The 16,073-nt window shown below is 61.0% G+C and carries 17 protein-coding genes; 12 read left to right on the forward strand and 5 right to left on the reverse strand.

Annotation, left to right across the window (positions count from 1 at the left end; genetic code table 11):
* Positions 1 to 9 precede the first annotated feature (9 nt).
* Positions 10 to 2,157: a PQQ-dependent dehydrogenase, methanol/ethanol family gene (locus R9J51_RS22995; protein WP_432788101.1), complete on the reverse strand. Its 2,148-nt coding sequence runs from the start codon at positions 2,155 to 2,157 to the stop codon at positions 10 to 12.
* 119 nt (positions 2,158 to 2,276) lie between these two features.
* On the opposite strand from R9J51_RS22995, the gene R9J51_RS23000 reads away from it, so the two are divergent.
* Together R9J51_RS23000 and hpaE are read left to right on the forward strand one after the other, a co-directional pair.
* Entirely contained in the window at positions 2,277 to 3,683 is a 1,407-nt protein-coding gene (locus R9J51_RS23000; protein ID WP_179506777.1) for an aldehyde dehydrogenase family protein, read from the forward strand.
* A gap of 55 nt (positions 3,684 to 3,738) precedes the next feature.
* Positions 3,739 to 5,241: a 5-carboxymethyl-2-hydroxymuconate semialdehyde dehydrogenase gene (gene hpaE, locus R9J51_RS23005; protein ID WP_179506849.1), complete on the forward strand. Its 1,503-nt coding sequence runs from the start codon at positions 3,739 to 3,741 to the stop codon at positions 5,239 to 5,241.
* A 20-nt stretch (positions 5,242 to 5,261) separates the two neighbouring features.
* Here the strand turns inward: hpaE and R9J51_RS23010 are convergent, their stop codons facing one another.
* A complete protein-coding gene (locus tag R9J51_RS23010) occupies positions 5,262 to 5,726 on the reverse strand; it encodes a MarR family transcriptional regulator (protein WP_179506778.1) in 465 nt (154 codons plus the stop codon).
* A gap of 71 nt (positions 5,727 to 5,797) precedes the next feature.
* Here R9J51_RS23010 and R9J51_RS23015 point away from each other — a divergent pair, with 71 nt between their 5' ends.
* From R9J51_RS23015 to R9J51_RS23060, 10 genes are read left to right on the forward strand one after another with little or no spacing between them, the layout of a single operon-like run.
* On the forward strand, positions 5,798 to 6,415 hold the full coding sequence (locus R9J51_RS23015) for a fumarylacetoacetate hydrolase family protein (RefSeq protein WP_179506779.1): 618 nt from the start codon (positions 5,798 to 5,800) through the stop codon (positions 6,413 to 6,415).
* A complete protein-coding gene (locus R9J51_RS23020; RefSeq protein ID WP_179506780.1) occupies positions 6,412 to 7,164 on the forward strand; it encodes a fumarylacetoacetate hydrolase family protein in 753 nt (250 codons plus the stop codon). The genes R9J51_RS23015 and R9J51_RS23020 overlap by 4 nt, the downstream gene beginning before the upstream one ends.
* Positions 7,161 to 7,487, forward strand: a complete 327-nt coding sequence (locus R9J51_RS23025; RefSeq protein ID WP_179506781.1) for an aromatic ring-opening dioxygenase subunit LigA — start codon at positions 7,161 to 7,163, stop codon at positions 7,485 to 7,487. Before R9J51_RS23020 ends, R9J51_RS23025 begins: the two co-directional genes overlap by 4 nt.
* Positions 7,484 to 8,302, forward strand: a complete 819-nt coding sequence (locus R9J51_RS23030) for an extradiol ring-cleavage dioxygenase (protein WP_179506782.1) — start codon at positions 7,484 to 7,486, stop codon at positions 8,300 to 8,302. The genes R9J51_RS23025 and R9J51_RS23030 overlap by 4 nt, the downstream gene beginning before the upstream one ends.
* A gap of 13 nt (positions 8,303 to 8,315) precedes the next feature.
* Entirely contained in the window at positions 8,316 to 8,705 is a 390-nt protein-coding gene (locus tag R9J51_RS23035; RefSeq protein WP_179506783.1) for a 5-carboxymethyl-2-hydroxymuconate isomerase, read from the forward strand.
* Positions 8,705 to 9,511 (forward strand): 2-oxo-hept-4-ene-1,7-dioate hydratase, encoded by an 807-nt coding sequence (hpaH, locus tag R9J51_RS23040; protein WP_179506784.1) that lies wholly within the window; start codon positions 8,705 to 8,707, stop codon positions 9,509 to 9,511. Before R9J51_RS23035 ends, hpaH begins: the two co-directional genes overlap by 1 nt.
* Positions 9,508 to 10,263, forward strand: a complete 756-nt coding sequence (locus tag R9J51_RS23045) for an HpcH/HpaI aldolase family protein (RefSeq protein WP_179506785.1) — start codon at positions 9,508 to 9,510, stop codon at positions 10,261 to 10,263. The genes hpaH and R9J51_RS23045 overlap by 4 nt, the downstream gene beginning before the upstream one ends.
* A gap of 49 nt (positions 10,264 to 10,312) precedes the next feature.
* Positions 10,313 to 11,905, forward strand: coding sequence for a carboxylesterase/lipase family protein (locus tag R9J51_RS23050; protein WP_432788105.1), 1,593 nt, complete (start codon positions 10,313 to 10,315; stop codon positions 11,903 to 11,905).
* 41 nt (positions 11,906 to 11,946) lie between these two features.
* The gene (locus R9J51_RS23055) at positions 11,947 to 12,450 is read left to right on the forward strand and encodes a nuclear transport factor 2 family protein (protein WP_179506850.1); all 504 of its coding nucleotides are present in this window, start codon (positions 11,947 to 11,949) and stop codon (positions 12,448 to 12,450) included.
* A gap of 16 nt (positions 12,451 to 12,466) precedes the next feature.
* On the forward strand, positions 12,467 to 13,558 hold the full coding sequence (locus tag R9J51_RS23060; protein WP_179506786.1) for a Rieske 2Fe-2S domain-containing protein: 1,092 nt from the start codon (positions 12,467 to 12,469) through the stop codon (positions 13,556 to 13,558).
* A gap of 80 nt (positions 13,559 to 13,638) precedes the next feature.
* Here the strand turns inward: R9J51_RS23060 and tnpC are convergent, their stop codons facing one another.
* The 3 genes from tnpC to tnpA are packed head-to-tail and all read right to left on the reverse strand — an operon-like array spanning position 13,639 to position 15,984.
* Positions 13,639 to 15,198: an IS66 family transposase gene (gene tnpC / locus R9J51_RS23065; RefSeq protein WP_179506787.1), complete on the reverse strand. Its 1,560-nt coding sequence runs from the start codon at positions 15,196 to 15,198 to the stop codon at positions 13,639 to 13,641.
* Positions 15,199 to 15,229: 31 nt separating this feature from the next.
* Positions 15,230 to 15,586, reverse strand: a complete 357-nt coding sequence (gene tnpB, locus R9J51_RS23070) for an IS66 family insertion sequence element accessory protein TnpB (protein WP_179506788.1) — start codon at positions 15,584 to 15,586, stop codon at positions 15,230 to 15,232.
* Positions 15,583 to 15,984, reverse strand: a complete 402-nt coding sequence (gene tnpA / locus R9J51_RS23075; protein ID WP_432788102.1) for an IS66-like element accessory protein TnpA — start codon at positions 15,982 to 15,984, stop codon at positions 15,583 to 15,585. The genes tnpB and tnpA overlap by 4 nt, the downstream gene beginning before the upstream one ends.
* Positions 15,985 to 16,073 lie beyond the last annotated feature (89 nt).

Genomic DNA, 16,073 nt, shown 5'->3' on the forward strand with positions numbered 1-16,073 from the left:
TCCCATGATTTACCGTTTCTGCCAGTCTTCGTTGGCACGCGCGACGACATAGGCCCGCACTGCTTCGGCATCGGCGATCGTCAGATCCTTCGAAAAACCGACCATGCCATTGGCTGCAAGCACCCCATCAATCACGACAGACCGCCAGGCAGCGCTATCTCCCGCCACAGCGGAGGCCCGCAATTCGGGGAGCACGCCGCCAGACCTGACGCCATCGCCGTGACATCCCCCACAGCTTTGCGCATAAGCGATACGGCCCTGTTCAATTTGAGCTGGCGTTCCGAATGGTGCCGGCGGTTCCTGCATGGCCATACGGTTCATATCCTGTTCGGGCAGCTTTGCTGTTCCGCCGATTACGAAAGTGAGCACCCGACTGCGATTTGGCCGGTCATTGCTCTTCTTCGCCAGTTCGCCAAGCAGGAGCGGATAGACCCCGCCCCAACCTACCACGACGGAAACATATTGCTTGCCGCCCTGTGACCAGGTGATCGGCGGCGCAACGATGCCGCTTTGCGCAGGAAACGACCACAGTTTGGCACCATTGCGCGCATTATAGGCAACAAAGTCACCTGCGGCTGTCCCCTGGAAAAGCAATCCGCCAGCTGTTGCCAGCAATCCGCCGTTCCACGGTCCGCCGAGTTCCACAGTCCAGGCTGCACTGCGCTTGACCGGATCCCACGCGACAATGCGCCCTTTCAAACCGGCCTTGACCGCGTTCACGATGTTGCGATCAGCGGGCATGGTCGCCTTTGCCAGATCAATCCCCAGATTGGCCGATTGCTGTCTGAATTTGAAGTTTTCGTCGTTGATGTAGGGCGTCGCAATCTCGTTTGCCGGGATATAGACCAGCCCCGTTTGCGGGCTGAACGCCATCGGGTGCCAGTTATGACCCCCGAGGAAACCCGGCGTGGAAATCCAGGGCTTTCCTGTCTTGGCATAATAGGCATCCGGCACAACCTTGGGCCTGCCCGTTGCCGGATCGACTCCCGTGGTCCAGCTTTGCTGGACATAGCCGTCTGCGGAAATCAGCGCGCCGTTGGTCCGGTCGATGACATAGAAGAAGCCATTCTTTGGCGCTTGCATCAGGACTTTGCGAGGTTTGCCGTCGATCATCAGATCGGCAAGGATCATGTGCTGGGTGGCGGTATAGTCCCACTGGTCGCCCGGCGTTTCCTGATAGTGCCAGACATATTCACCGGTATCCGGCCGCAAGGCCACAATGGACGCGACAAACAGATTGTCGCCGCCGCCGGGTGAACGGATGGCCTGATTCCAGGGCGCAGCATTGCCGACGCCGATGTAGAGCAGATCCAGTTCGGGATCATAGGCCATCGAGTCCCACACGGTCCCGCCGCCGCCGACATAGTCCGGTTTGCCTTTCCATGTGGGGCCAGCCAGCTTTTCGAGAATGGTATCAGATGCCGCCCCATCCTTGACTCCGGCCTTTCCGGGCACGGTGTAGAAGCGCCAGGCGAGCTTGCCGGTTTCCATGTCATAGGCGCTGACATATCCGCGGACATTGTACTCAGCGCCGCCATTGCCGATGAGGACCTTGCCCTTGACCAGCCTTGGCGCGCCCGTGATCGTATAGGGCTGCAATGGATCGACCGTCTGTACTGACCACAACTGCTTCCCGGTCTTCGCGTCCAGCGCAATGAGCCGCCCATCAAAGCTGCCGAGGAACACGCGCCCGCCTTCGATGGCAACACCGCGGTTGACGACATCGCAGCAGCCTTTGACGCCCGCTTCACCGGGGACCTTCGGATCGAAACTCCACAGCAGCTTCCCGCTGATCGCCTCAAACGCCTCCACCTTTGACCATGCCGACGTGGTATAAAGGATGCCATCAACCATCAGGGGGGTCGATTCCTGACCCCTGTTGGTATCGAGATCGGCATACCAGGCGAGGCTGAGACCTTTTACTGTTTCGGTGTTGATCTGTTCAAGCGGACTGAAGCGCTGCTCTGAAAGTCCAAATCCATGCCTCGCCCATTCGCCGGGCTTGGCCTGCGCGAGGGAGCCAATCGTGCTGTCAGGGCCCGATTTGCAGGCGGACAAAAGCATTCCCGTCGCACATGCCATGGCGACGCCCATCCATATGGCCAATGCCTTCCTGTCTCCGCGCTTCAGCGAATGCTCGGTCAAACCATCCTCCATAGGCCTTGCGCCATCTCGGGCTCCGCAGTCGATCTTCGCCGACCGGCCAACTCAGCCTTGCATCATTTATCATGATAATTTATTGGTGCAATGATAATTCAAGTGCGGAGAGAGTCGCGATGCCTATGGCTGGCACCATCATTGATGGCATGGCAATGTTGGGGGAACGGTCCCTTGAAGTCCTGAATCCGGCCACAGGCGGTTTGGCAGGAACGATCGCCGTTGCCGACGCTGCTGCTGTTGAAGCGGCCGTCGCTTCTGCCAAGGCTGCGTTTCTTGCGTGGTCCCAAACCACTGACGCAGAGCGGTGCGCCGCTGTGTTAGCCTGTGCCGACCTTCTCGATCACCATGCCGAAGAACTCGCCAGGATATTAACCGCCGAGCAGGGCAAGCCGCTGAACGGCATGGGCTCGCGCTTTGAACTGGGCGGTGCTGCTGCCTGGACCCGGCATACCGCCGGCTTGAAGTTGCCGGTCGAATTTGTGCAGGACGATGCCGACGCCCATATCGCAATCCATCGCAAGCCGCTTGGCGTGGTCGCGTCAATTACGCCTTGGAACTGGCCGCTGATGATCGCGATTTGGCACGTCATGCCCGCAATCCGCACAGGCAACACCGTCGTGCTAAAGCCCTCGCCTTACACGCCATTGTCGACGTTGCGTATGGTTGAACTGCTGCAAAATGCCTTGCCACCTGGGGTTTTGAATGTCGTCGCGGGTTCAGACGAAATCGGCCCACTCCTGACATCGCATCCCGATGTGGCAAAGATCTGCTTTACGGGGTCTTGCAACACCGGTCGCCGCGTCATGGCCAGTGCTGCGCCGACGCTGAAGCGGCTCACCCTTGAACTTGGCGGAAATGATGCGGGGATTGTGTTGGCTGATGCTGACCCCAAAGCCATTGCCGAGGGGCTTTTTTGGGGTGCGTTTGTAAACAATGGCCAGACCTGCGCCGCTTTGAAGCGGCTGTTTGTGCATGACGCAATCTACGAAGCTGTCTGTGATGAGTTGGTCGCCTATGCAGCAACGATCAAAACAGGCGCGGGCACAGATGAAGATAGTCTCCTCGGCCCAATCCAAAACCGGATGCAGTTCGATAAGGTCACGCGGCTCGTTGACGAGGCAGCAGCCGCAGGTGCGCGTATTCTGAATGGTGGTGCGCCCAGTGGCGGTGACGGCCTTTTCTATCCGGTAACGCTCGTCGCCAACGCCATGCCGGGAATGTCATTGGTCGATGAGGAGCAGTTTGGCCCGGCTTTGCCTATCATACGGTATAGCGACATCGATACCGCAATTGATCAGGCCAACGCCGTTGATGTGGGGCTGGGCGGATCAATCTGGTCATCGGACATCCCACGCGCGCGCGACCTTGCAATGCGACTTGAGTGTGGCACTGCGTGGGTCAACAAGCATGGCGGCATTAGGCCCGACACGCCTTTTGGCGGAGTTAAGGCCTCAGGATTTGGCGTCGAGTTCGGGCAGCATGGACTTGAAGAATTTGTGTCTCTGCACGTGATCCATGACTGAACCTGCCCCCCTTGTCGCTGCACCCGTTGCCATTGATCTGGAGAATCATTCAAAGATGTCTGATAAACGCGATTTGGCGCTAGCGGCTGTCCAATCCTTCGGTCCCGGCACATTGGGTCACTACATCAATGGGCGTGTGTCGCCAGCCTTGGGCACCCCATTCGATATTCTTGAACCTGGTACTGGCGAAACACTCGGACAATGCTCAGACGCTACTCAAGACCAAGTTGAAGAAGCCGTTGCCGCTGCGCGCGATGCTTTCCCAAAATGGGCGGCAAAGTCAGGTGAAGAACGCCGCAAAGTCCTGAACCGGGCGGCCGATCTCATCACTGCCAACGCCGACAGGATTGCGGCCGTCGAATGCATTGATGCCGGGCAATGCTGGCGCTTCATGTCGAAGGCGGCAATTCGCGGTGCAGAGAATTTCCGCTTCTTTGCCGACCGGGCTCCTTCAGCCGCCGATGGGCAAGCCCTGCCCAGCGCCGATCATCTCAACTACACATCGCGCAAGCCGATCGGCCCTGTCGCTGTCATCACGCCGTGGAACACGCCGTTCATGCTTTCGACTTGGAAGATCGCGCCCGCCCTCGCGGCCGGCTGCACGGTCGTCCACAAACCCGCCGAATGGTCGCCCTATTCGGCCCGCCTGCTCGTCGAGATCGCGCATGAAGCAGGCCTGCCCGCCGGTGTGTTCAATTCGGTGAACGGGCTTGGTGAGACGACCGGAAAGCGCCTGACCGAACACCCCTCGATCAAGGCCGTTGCCTTCGTCGGCGAATCCTCCACTGGTTCCGCCATCATGCGCCAGGGCTCGGAAACCTTGAAGCGCGTGCATTTCGAACTCGGCGGCAAGAATCCGGTGATCGTGTTCGATGATGCCGATCTCGATTCTGCGCTCGATGCCGCCATTTTCATGATCTACTCGCTCAATGGCCAGCGCTGCACGTCATCCTCGCGCCTTCTGGTGCAAAGCACGATCTACGATAGCTTCGTCGCCAAGCTCGCCGAGCGGGTCAAGAATCTGAAGGTTGGTGATCCGTTCGATCCCGCGACCGAAGTCGGTCCATTGATCCATCCCCGCCATTTCGCCAAAGTGGCCCGCTACGCTGAAATTGCAAGGCAGGAAGGCGCGACGATCGCGGCGGGGGGCGCACCGTTCGAAGGCGCGAAGGGGTTCTTTTACCCGCCCACCCTGTTCACCAATGCCGAACAATCAATGCGCATAGCACAAGAAGAGATCTTTGGACCCGTGTTGACGGCGATTCCGTTTACCGACGAAGCAGATGCCGTCAGCAAGGCGAACGATGTCCAATATGGTCTCGCCGGGTATCTCTGGACCAGCGACGTCGGACGGGCGCTCCGTGTGTCCGAAGCGCTCGATGTCGGCATGGTCTGGGTGAACAGCGAGAATGTCCGCCATCTCCCCGCACCTTTCGGCGGCACGAAAGCCAGCGGCATCGGCCGCGACGGCGGCGATTGGAGCTTCGATTTCTACATGGAGACCAAGAACATCGCCCTGGCACGCGGAACCCACAAAGTGCCTCGGCTTGGGGTTTGATGCGCATGGAACGTTGGCGGTCAGTCTCCGGGTTTGAACTTCGCAAGGGCGGCGGCCAGCGCCTTTGCTTCAAGGCGGAACGCCTCGAGCCGCTCGCGCCCAAACTCTTCGATGTACGCATCAATCAGGGTCCGCGTGTGCTTCGCCGTGTCGTGAACCAGCGAAAGTCCTTCCTCTGTGATGGAAATGATCGAACGCCTGCCGTCCACCGGATCGATATGCCGGATGATCAGCTTCCGTTCGCCAAGTTCCTTCAGAATCCGTGTTACCGTCGGCGCATAAAGCAAGGCAGCCTCGGCAATGCCGCGCGCATCAAGGGACGTGGCATCGGCGAGAACCCGCAGCACACGCCATTGCTGCTCCGTCACGTTGGAGGCTCTGAGATGCGGGCGGATGGGAGCCATGACAGCTTCACGCGCCGCAAGCAGGCTGCCGGCGATGGACTCTGTGTAGCGCGGCAAGCCGTGCGAAATCTTACGCGACATCAGGTTCCAGTCGTATTTTGTCAGTGTGCCTTACTTATCGGGTCATCCGGTTCTGACAAGAGGACAGTCCGATGAGCGTGGCCGGACACATCTATGGGGTTGCGCTTAACGACAGGCAGGAGCTTGACCGGATTTCTCCCGAGTTTGACGAGAAGCCCTACCTCGCTGCGCCGCGTGCGCCGGTAGTCTACATGAAGCCGCGCGCATCGCTCGCGCGCAGTGTGGTTGCACATCCCGCCGAGACGCTAGTTTGCGCGCCAACCTTGGCGTTGCTGATGGCGCGCGATGCAACTGGCCGAACGCCGGACAATGCGCTCGATTGTGTAGGGGCAATTGCCATATGCCTCGATATCTCGCTGCCACAGTCCAGCTATTACCGGCCCGCGATCGCGTACAAGAATGCCGATGGCTTTCTGGCCCTGGGAGATTGGGCGGCCCCGGTCTTTCCTGAACAGCTCAAAACATACCGCGAAAGCCAGCTTGTTCATCAATGGGGGTTTGACCGCCTGCACCGATCGCCAGCCATGCTTCTTGCGGAGCTGTCCGGCTTCATGACCTTGCGGGCGGGCGATGTCCTTCTCGTCGGCCTGCCCGGGGATGCGCCGGTGGCCGCACCGGGCGAGGAACTGGTCGTCAAGGCGCAAGGCCTGCCTTCATTGCAACTCGAACGCACGGGACGGCTCCCATGAAGCGCGCCAGAATCTATTATCGCGGGCGCGACATCTGGGCCGAAGTGACTGCGGACGAGCAGTCACTCCTGTTGCCATGTGGCCAGAAGATCGCAATCGCGGAGGCCCAGTGGCTGCCGCCCATCGTTGCCGGTGCAGCAGTCTATGCGCTCGGCCTCAACTATGCCGATCACAACAAGGAGCTTGGTTTTGCGCCCAAGCTCGATGCGCCGCTAATCTTCATGAAGGGCGGCAACTGCTTTGTCGGGCATGAGGGGGATACACCTCGCCCGGCAGACGCAAACCAGATGCACCCCGAATGCGAACTGGTGGCCATCATCGGCAAGCCTGCCCGCAACGTTCCGGTGGCCGACGGCCTCGACCATGTCTCGGGCTATACCATCGCCAACGACTATGCGATCCGGGAGTACCTGGAGAATTTCTATCGCCCCAATGCGCGGGTCAAGAACCGCGATGCCACCACGCCGATCGGCCCTTGGATTGTCGATGCGGCAGATATCGCAGATCCGCAGTCCCTCACGATGATCACCAAGGTCAACGGTGCGACGGTGCAGCAGGGATCAACGGCTGACATGATCCTGGGGGTTGCGGGGCTAGTATCCTACCTGTCGGAACACACCACCTTGATGCCGGGTGACATGATCCTGACCGGCACGCCGCAGGGCGTTCATTTCTGCGCTGCTGGCGATACCGTGGTGACGCAGATCGAAGGCATCGGACGCCTCGTGAACCATCTGGTGCCAGCATGAGCCTCTATCAGCTCTCCAAGCTCCTCTATGTGCTGAATCGCGATGATGCAGCCAAGGCCCGGTTCGTGAGCGATCCCGAAGGCCTGGCACGCGGCTACCAGCTGACAGACGAGGAACGGGACGCTTTCCTGTCACACGATATCGGCCTGCTCTACGTGCTTGGCGTCAACGGCCAGATTCTGATGCATTTTGCGCCGCTGTGCGGGATCGCCTGGGCTGATTATCTGCAAATGATGCGCGATGGTGTCACCCGGTATGGGCCAGTTCGTGACGGGATCTACGCCATGACCACCACGGCTGACGAAAAGGTTGCAGGCGTATGAGCCTTGTTTTCACCGCCGTTTGCAGTCACGGCCCCGGCATCACCGGGCGCGCTCAGCTTGCCCCGGCTGAACAGCGGGATGCTCTTTATGCCGCGATGGACGGCCTGCGGCTGCAACTCGAGGCTGCCAGGCCCGACGCTGTCATCATTCTTGCAGCGGAGCATTTCGCCAATTTCTTCATGAACAACATGCCTGCCTTCGCCATCGGCATGGGAGAAAGCTATACAGGACCGATCGAGGATCCCGAGTGGCTGAACATTCCCCGGCGCACCCAGCGCGGCAATCCCGATCTTGGCAAGCGGATGGTGAGCGAGATGCTGCAATCCGTCGATGTCGCCTATTGCGAGGAATGGCAGTTTGATCACGGGATCATGGTGCCCTTGCACTTCCTGGATCCCCGCAACGAGTTGACGATCATCCCGGCCAACATCAATTGTCAGGGGCCGCCGCTCACCCCGCTTCACCGCGCATGGGCGTTTGGCGAAGCGATCCGGCGCGCAGCCGATGCGGTACCTGAACGCATAGTCTTGATCGCAACCGGGGGAATCTCCCACTGGCCCGCAACGCCCGATAGCGGACGTATCAACGAGGCGTGGGACCGCGATTTCCTGGATCGCTGGCTGGCGAATGACAAGGATCGGCTGCTCGATTACCGCGATGCCGACACCTACCGCGATGCCGGGCAAGGCGGGTTCGAAATCCGCACTTTCATTGCCGCCGCAGCTGCTGCGCGCGGGAAAGGCACGCTGCACTTCTATCAGCCCATTCCGATTTTTGCGGTTGGCTGCACAGTTGCCACGATGGCAGTGATCTGATGGCGGTGATCTGATGGCGCACGTTACAATCGAATGGACGGCCAATCTCGAAGGCGAACTGGATGTCCGGGCGCTGATGGAAATGTTGGCAGCGGACATGAAGGATCGGTCCGACGGGGTCTTCCCGGTCGGCGGCATTCGGGTGCGGGCATACCGGGTGGATCATTATGTGATTGCCGACAATGCAGGGCCAGAAGACGCGTTCATCAATGTCGATGTGAAAATGGGCGCGGGGCGCAGCGCCGAATTCCGCCAGCGGTACTTTGACGCCCTCTTTGCCCGCCTGCGCGATCATTTGGGCGGCATGTTCGACCGCCGCCCCCTCGCGCTTTCGCTCTATGTCAAAGAGACAGAGGGCTGGAAGCACAACAGCATTCACAAACGCCTGGCCGGGACCGACTGATGCCGCTTGACCAACCGACAATCGAGAACCTTGCCGCGCGCCTTGATGAAGCCGAACGGACGCGCACCCAGATCGGGCAGTTCTCGCTGGAGCATCCGGGAATGGATCTGGAAGATGGCTATGCCATCAGCCGGGCGTGGGTGAAGCAGAAGCTTGCTGCCGGACGCAAGGTGATCGGCCACAAGATCGGCCTCACCAGCCGGGCGATGCAACGTTCCTCCAACGTCACGGAACCCGATTTTGGCACTTTGCTGGATGATATGCTGTTCCTTGACGGGCATGATATCCCGATCAGCCGCTTCATCGAACCGCGCGTCGAGGTCGAGCTGGCATTCATCCTGAAGGCGCCGCTCAAAGGGCCGAACTGCACGATCTATGACGTGCTTGCCGCAACCGATTATGTGACTCCGGCCATCGAAATCATCGATGCCCGCATCGAGCGCATCGACAAGGCCACCGGCGTGACGCGCAAGGTGTTCGACACGATTTCGGACAACGCCGCCAATGCCGGAATTGTGCTGGGCGGGCGCCCGGTGAAGCCCGATGCGGTCGATCTGCGCTGGGTCAGCGCGCTGCTTTACCGCAATGGCGTGATCGAGGAATCGGGTGTCGCCGCGGCCGTCCTCAATCACCCGGCCAACGGCCCGGCATGGCTCGCCAACAAGATGGCGCCGCATGGTGAAATGCTGGAACCCGGCCAGATCATCCTTGGCGGCAGCTTCACCGCTCCGATCTTCGCCCGGGCGGGTGACAGTTTCCACGTTGACTACGGCCCGCTTGGGGCAATCTCGGTGCGGTTTGTATGAGCCGGTTCAAGCAGGCCCTGGCAGGCACAGAGCCGCTGTTCGGCCTTTGGCAGGCATTGGCCAACAGCTACACCGCTGAAATCTGCGCGCGCGCAGGGTTCGATTGGTTGCTGATCGATGGGGAGCATTCCCCCAATACGGCGCAGACGCTCCTCGCCCAGTTGCAAGCAGTCGCGCCCTTTGCGGTGGAAGCCATCGCGCGCGTGCCTTTGGGCGAACCTGTTGCGATCAAACAGTATCTCGATATCGGCTTTTTGACCCTGCTGGTGCCGATGGTGGATAGTGCAAGCCATGCGCAGGCCATTGTTTCGGCAACCCGTTTCCCGCCGCTTGGCTCGCGCGGTGTCGCCAGTGCCACCAGCCGGGCTTCGGGCTTCGGGGCGGACACGGCCTATCTTGCCAAGGCGCATGAAAGGGTGACGGTCATCGGCCAGATAGAAAGCGTAACCGCGCTCGAACAGATCGACAGCATCGCAGCAGTTGACGGGATCGATGCCCTGTTCATCGGTCCAGCTGATCTGGCGGCTTCGATGGGGCATCTCGGCAATCCGCTCCATCCGGACGTGCAGGCGGCCATCGCCCACGCCAAGACGCGGATCGATGCCGCTGGCAAACCCGCCGGGATATTCGCCCTGTCCCCCGAAGACGCCCGCAGCCGCGCTGCCGAGGGGTTTCGCTTCATCTCCATCGGAACCGATATCGGGCTGCTGGCAAAGGGATCGCAAGCCTTGTTGGCATTGGTCCGAACTTAACGAGGAGTTTGATATGTTTACGCGCCGCCATATGCTTCAGTCGATTGGCATGGCCGGGCCATTGCTGGCGGCACCAGCCATTCTGCGCGGTGCCGCGCCCGATGCGCCTATTGCGACCTGCGCACAGGGCAAATTGCGCGGGGCGGCAGTGGACGGCATCCTCGAGTTTCGCGGCGTCCCGTATGGGGGGGCCGTATCAGGACCAGATCGGCGGTTTAAGGCTCCGACTGCGCCGGTTCCTTGGATCGGCGTGCGGGATGCTACCCGGTTAGGCGCGCCCTCCATTCAGGCTCCGCGCGGCGATTTCGGCAACAATGAGCCGGCACCGGCCGAAGATTGCCTGTTCCTCAATATCTGGACCCCCGCGCTGGATGGCAAGAAGCGCCCAGTCATGGTCTACCAGCATGGCGGCGGCTTTGTGATCGGTTCGGGCGGCGCGCCCTGGCAGGATGGCGGCACGCTGGCGCGCAAACATGATGTCGTGGTCGTGCAATCGAACCACCGGCTTGGCCTGATGGGGTATCTCTATCTTGGCCAGCTTCTCGGGCCCGAATATGCGGGCAATCAGGGCTTGCAGGACATTGTTGCCGCGCTGGCGTGGGTCAACGCCAATATTGCCGAGTTCGGGGGCGATCCCGGCAATGTCATGATCTTTGGCGAAAGCGGCGGCGGTGGCAAGACCACCGCGCTCTATGCCATGCCCTCTGCCGCTCCCTATTTCCACAAGGCTTCGATCGAAAGCGCGATTGGCCCGGGCGGCAAGACTCCCGATGACGCAACCGCGATGACGCGCGAAGTCATGCGTCGGATGGGCATCACCGATCCGCGTGCGCTGCTGACTGCACCTGCTGCCCAGATCCTCAAGGCACAATTGGGCAATGCGCCCTATCTTTCACCCGGCACGGTTCCTCCTCCGGGTACTCCGGCCGGTGCGCAGCCCGAGATCATGGTCTGGCCCTTTATTGATGGCACGATCCTGCCCGAAGAACCGTTCAGCATAGGGGCGCCAGCGATTTCGGCAAACAAGCCGCTGATTGTCGGCAGCTGCAAGGATGAGACCGTGTTCTTCTTTCAGGGGGACAAGAGCGCGTTCAATCTCGATGAAGCGGGGCTTCGCTCACGCCTGTCCAATCTGCTCGGCGAACGCACTTCGGCCTGGATCGACGCGTTTCGCAAGGCGCGCCCCAAGGCCACGCCATCGCAGCTCTATATCGCGATCACCACGGCGAAGCCCTGGCGAGCCAATGCGGTCAAGCTGTCTGAACGCAAGGCCGCGCAAAAGGCGGCACCGATCTATTCCTACATCCTCGATTATCGCTCGCCCGACTTTGTGCCAGGAACGACCTATCCCGAAGGTTCGCCCCACGCATCGGACATCGCCATGAAGTTTGATACCGCCGTGCGCTTCGGTCCCAAACGCCCTGACCGCCTGAAAACCGCGAGCAACATGGGCGAGATGTGGGCGAATTTTGCCCGCAACAGCATCCCTTCCGCCAAAGGGCAGGTGCGCTGGAAGCCCTATACGCTGAAACGGCGCGAGACGATGATCATCGATGCCCAATGCCGGATGGTGAACGATCCCGAGCAGGCCGAGCGGCTCTTCTTTGCCAACGAGCCGAATGCCGAGCGCGAGCAGTTCTGATGCTCGTCACAGAGCGTGATAAACTCCGGAAGGCTCCCAAAATGCCAAAGCTTGTCGCCACTTTTTTTGCGCTGGTGCTGGGCGCTCTCCCTGCGGCATCGCAGGCTCAGGAAGCCGTCGTACCAGCCTCCAATGTCGAGGCGCTGTTTACAGACAAGAACCCGAAGCTGCGTGCTAACAAGCAGGTGATCTATCACATCATGAAAGACCTGCTCGAGGCGGGGCATTGGGACAAGGCCAGTCTCTATCTGACCGAACGCTACATCCAGCACAATCCCAACGTGGCTTCCGGCCGGGCGAATGTCGTCAGCTTCTTCCAGGGCATGGGGATCAAGCCGAAACCTGTTCCGGCACGGCTTTCCGCACCAGTCGTCCAGGTCATTGCGCAGGGCGATATTGTGACAGTCGCACTGGTATCGACGCTGCCGCACCCGAAGCAGCCCGGAAGGACCTATACCACTACCTGGTTCGACATGTTCCGCATCAGGAACGGCAAAGCCGACGAGCATTGGGATAGCGCGCCGATCTTTGTCATGCCCAATTGAAGGTGATGCTCACACCATGACACAAATGGCCGAAAAACTGATTGCCGCATCGCGCAAGGCCGAAGCCCGGCTTGCTACGCGCAAGACTCCGTTTGTTTTCGATTGCTGGTATGTCGCGGGCTATGCCCCGGAGTTCGGCCGCGCGCTGCGTGCACGGACGCTGCTGGGCCGGCCGCTCGTGTTCTATCGAACCGAGAGCGGAAAACCGGTCGCCATGTCGGACCGCTGCGTCCACCGGTCATTTCCTTTGAGCCAGAGCAGGCTGGATGGGGACACCATTATCTGCGGCTATCATGGCATGCGCTATGATGCCGCAGGGGATTGTGTGGAAGCGCCTTCCCTGCGTGAACAATGTCCACGCGGGGTTGGGGTGCGCGCCTATGCGCTGCGCGAACAAGGCCCGCTGGTGTGGATCTGGATGGGCGATGGCGAACCCGCCGCCGATCTGCCGCTGGGCGATTGGGTTGCGAGTGAAAGCTGGCCTGCGAGCCAGCAGTACTATCACCTTCCGGCAAGCTACATTGCCTTGCACGAGAATCTGCTCGATCTCACGCATCTCTCGTTCCTGCACGCCAACAGCTTTGGCACGCCAGATTTTGCGACAGCGCCCTACGAAGTTCACATCGACGAGGAGAAAGGTCACTTCCGGCTGAAGCGCTCGGTCGTCCCGACCCGTTTGCCCCCAGTCTGGGCAGAGCCTACCGGCCTCACCGGCCGCGACGCGGCGCGGATCACCACATCGACGTTCGTTGGCCCATCGGCCCATACCGTCAACGGTGTCTTCTATGGTCTGGACGTTCCCGAAAGCGAACGTCCGGATACCCAGATCATTACTGCGCATCTGCCGACACCGGAAACGGCAACCTCAACCCATTATTTCATTCATCATGGCCGCAATTTCGCCGTGCACGATCCGGCTGTAACGGCGTTCATGAACAAGCAGCTCGAAGTGGCCTTCATGGAAGATGTGACGGGCCTCACCGCCATCGAAAAGCTGATCGCCGAAACGGGCGAAGACGACATGTATGAGGTCTCGCTCAGTTCGGACAAGGCCGGTCTTGCGATGCGGCGCTGGCTCTACCGGCAGGCGCAAGTTCCCAAGCTCTGAAGGTTTGGTTGAGGAGGCGGAGGCGTCGCCCTCGTCAGGCTAAAGGCCTCCACCATCTCACATCACGGTAAGCGGTGTTCTCAGGCCACTTGAGCGTGGGGCAGTAGCTCGTCGATCCGCGAAGTCGGGTGGCCGTTGGCGAGGCTGGTCAGCGTTGCGGTCAGCCAGGTGTGCGGGTTGATGCCGGCGAGCTTGCAGTTCTCGATGAGCGTGGCGATCACCGCCCAATTGGCACCGCCTTCGTCGGAACCCGCGAAGAGCGCATTCTTGCGATTGAGGGCGAGTGGTCGGATCGAACGCTCGACGGTGTTGGAATCCAGCTCAACGCGGCCGTCGTGGAGGAACAGCGACAGTCCAGTCCAGCGGTTGAGTGCGTAGCGGATGGCGTCGGCGAGCTTGCTCTTGGCACTGACTTGCCGGAGCCGCGCCTCAAGGTAGCTGTGCAGGTCATCGACGATGATGCGGGCCTGTTCGGCGCGCGCGGCGCGGCGCTGCTCCGCCGAGGTGCCGCGAACCTCGCTCTCGATCGCGTAGAGCATGGCGATCCTGCGCAGGACCTCGGTCGCGACCGGCGAGCTACCCGCCAGTTCGTAGAACTTGCGCCGCACGTACGACCAGCAGAAGGCGAGGCTGAGCTGCTGACTACGCCTGGCGAGCGCGGCATAACCGCTGTAGCCGTCGACCTGCAGGATGCCGGAATAGCTTCCCAGGTGCGCTTCGGCACGTTCGCTCTTGCGGTCGGGGGCATAGACGTAGGCGACCAGTGGAGGATCATCACCGCCCCATGGCCGATCGTCGCGGGCATAGGCCCAGATCTGGCCAGTCTTGGTCCGGCCACGTCCGGGATCGAGCACCGGGGCAGTCGTCTCATCAGCGAACAATCGCTGAGATCCTCGTAGCTCTTCAAGGATGCGATCCCGCAAGGGACGCAGATACCATGCCGCTCGCCCCACCCAATCCGCCAGAGTGGACCGATCAAGTTGGAGGCCTTGGCGGGCATAGATCTGAGCCTGCCGGTAGAGCGGGACATGGTCGGCGTACTTGGCGACCAGCACCTGGGCGATCAGAGCCTCGGTCGGAATGCCACCCTCGACGATCCGCGCCGGGGCTGGCGCCTGAACGACCACACCCTCGCACGAGCGGCAATCATAGCGCGGGCGGCGCGTGACCAGAACGCGGAAGGTTGTCGGCACAACATCGAGGCGCTCAGCAACGTCCTCGCCGATCTGGTGGAGCGCGCCGCCGCAGCAGGGGCAGGCTCGATCATCCACGTCGACAATCTGCTCGATCCGCTCGAGATGCGCCGGCAGTGCACCGCGGTTGGCCTTGCGCGGCCGTTCGCCGCCAGCCTTCGTGATTACCGCTTCGCGTGCAGCACGCGCCTCGCCGAGCGCTGCCTCGACATCCTCGAGGCCGAGTTGAAGCTGGTCTGGATCAAGCTGCTCAGACTTGCGCCCGAAACGGTGGCGCATGAAGGCATCGATGATCGACTGCAGCCGCTCGATCTCTGCATCGGCCTCGCCCTTGGCGAGAGCAAGATCGGCCCTTGCCGCGCGTTCTTCTGCCAGTGTGCGGGACTGTTCAAGGACAAGCGCGCGAAGCGCTTCGACATCGTTGGGAAGGTCCGCTTCCATGAGCATGGAAGGAGTGAATCACTCGCAGAAAGTCCCGTCAACCGGCAATCTGCGGGGCGATAGGACGGCGTCCGCCATGCACCCGGCGCCAGTCCAAACCCTCGAGCAAAGCCCCCAGCTGCGCCGACGTCAGCCGCATTACGCCGTCCTGGATACCCGGCCACTTGAACCCGCCGGACTCCAGCTTCTTGGCCATCAGGCACAGCCCGGTGCCATCCCACCAGACGAGCTTGATCCGGTCGCTACGCTTGGCCCGGAACACGTAGATCACACCAGAATAGGCATCGCCGCCGTACTCGGCACCGACCAGCGCAGCCAATGCGTCGGGTCCCTTGCGGAAGTCTACAGGACGTGTAGCGACCATGACCTTCGCACCAGCACCAGGTCCGATCATCGGGTGGCCTTGAGCGCTTCGATTACCGCAGCAATCACTCCGGCATCGGCGCCGCGGCTGATCTTCACGGCCACGCCGTCGATCTCCAGCTCGACCGCACTCGTCTTGGAGCGTCGCCGCTTCTTCGTGCGCTGCTGAACCGCCGGTTTAGCCTCATCGATCGTCACCACGGCGGGAACAAACGCCGACACCGTCGGTACTGCCGCCCCTTGCTCCACCAACTGCTGCCGCAGCAACCGGCGCCAAGCGAAAAGCTGCGACGGGCTAACGCCGTGCCGCCGCGCGACTGAGCAAACCGTCTCAAGACCAGTGAAGCTCTCGGCAACAATCGATGCCTTGACCTCCGACGGCCAATCCCGCCGCCGACCAGCGCCGGTGAAGACCTCGAAACGCTCCACCCTCTTAGTGCCAGCATCATCACATGACATCATCATAGCACCAGCGACCTCCAACCCGTCAGGGCGCGGAGACTCGGCGTTGTACTTCA

Source organism: Novosphingobium rhizosphaerae (assembly GCF_050920675.1).
GTDB lineage: Bacteria > Pseudomonadota > Alphaproteobacteria > Sphingomonadales > Sphingomonadaceae > Novosphingobium > Novosphingobium rhizosphaerae.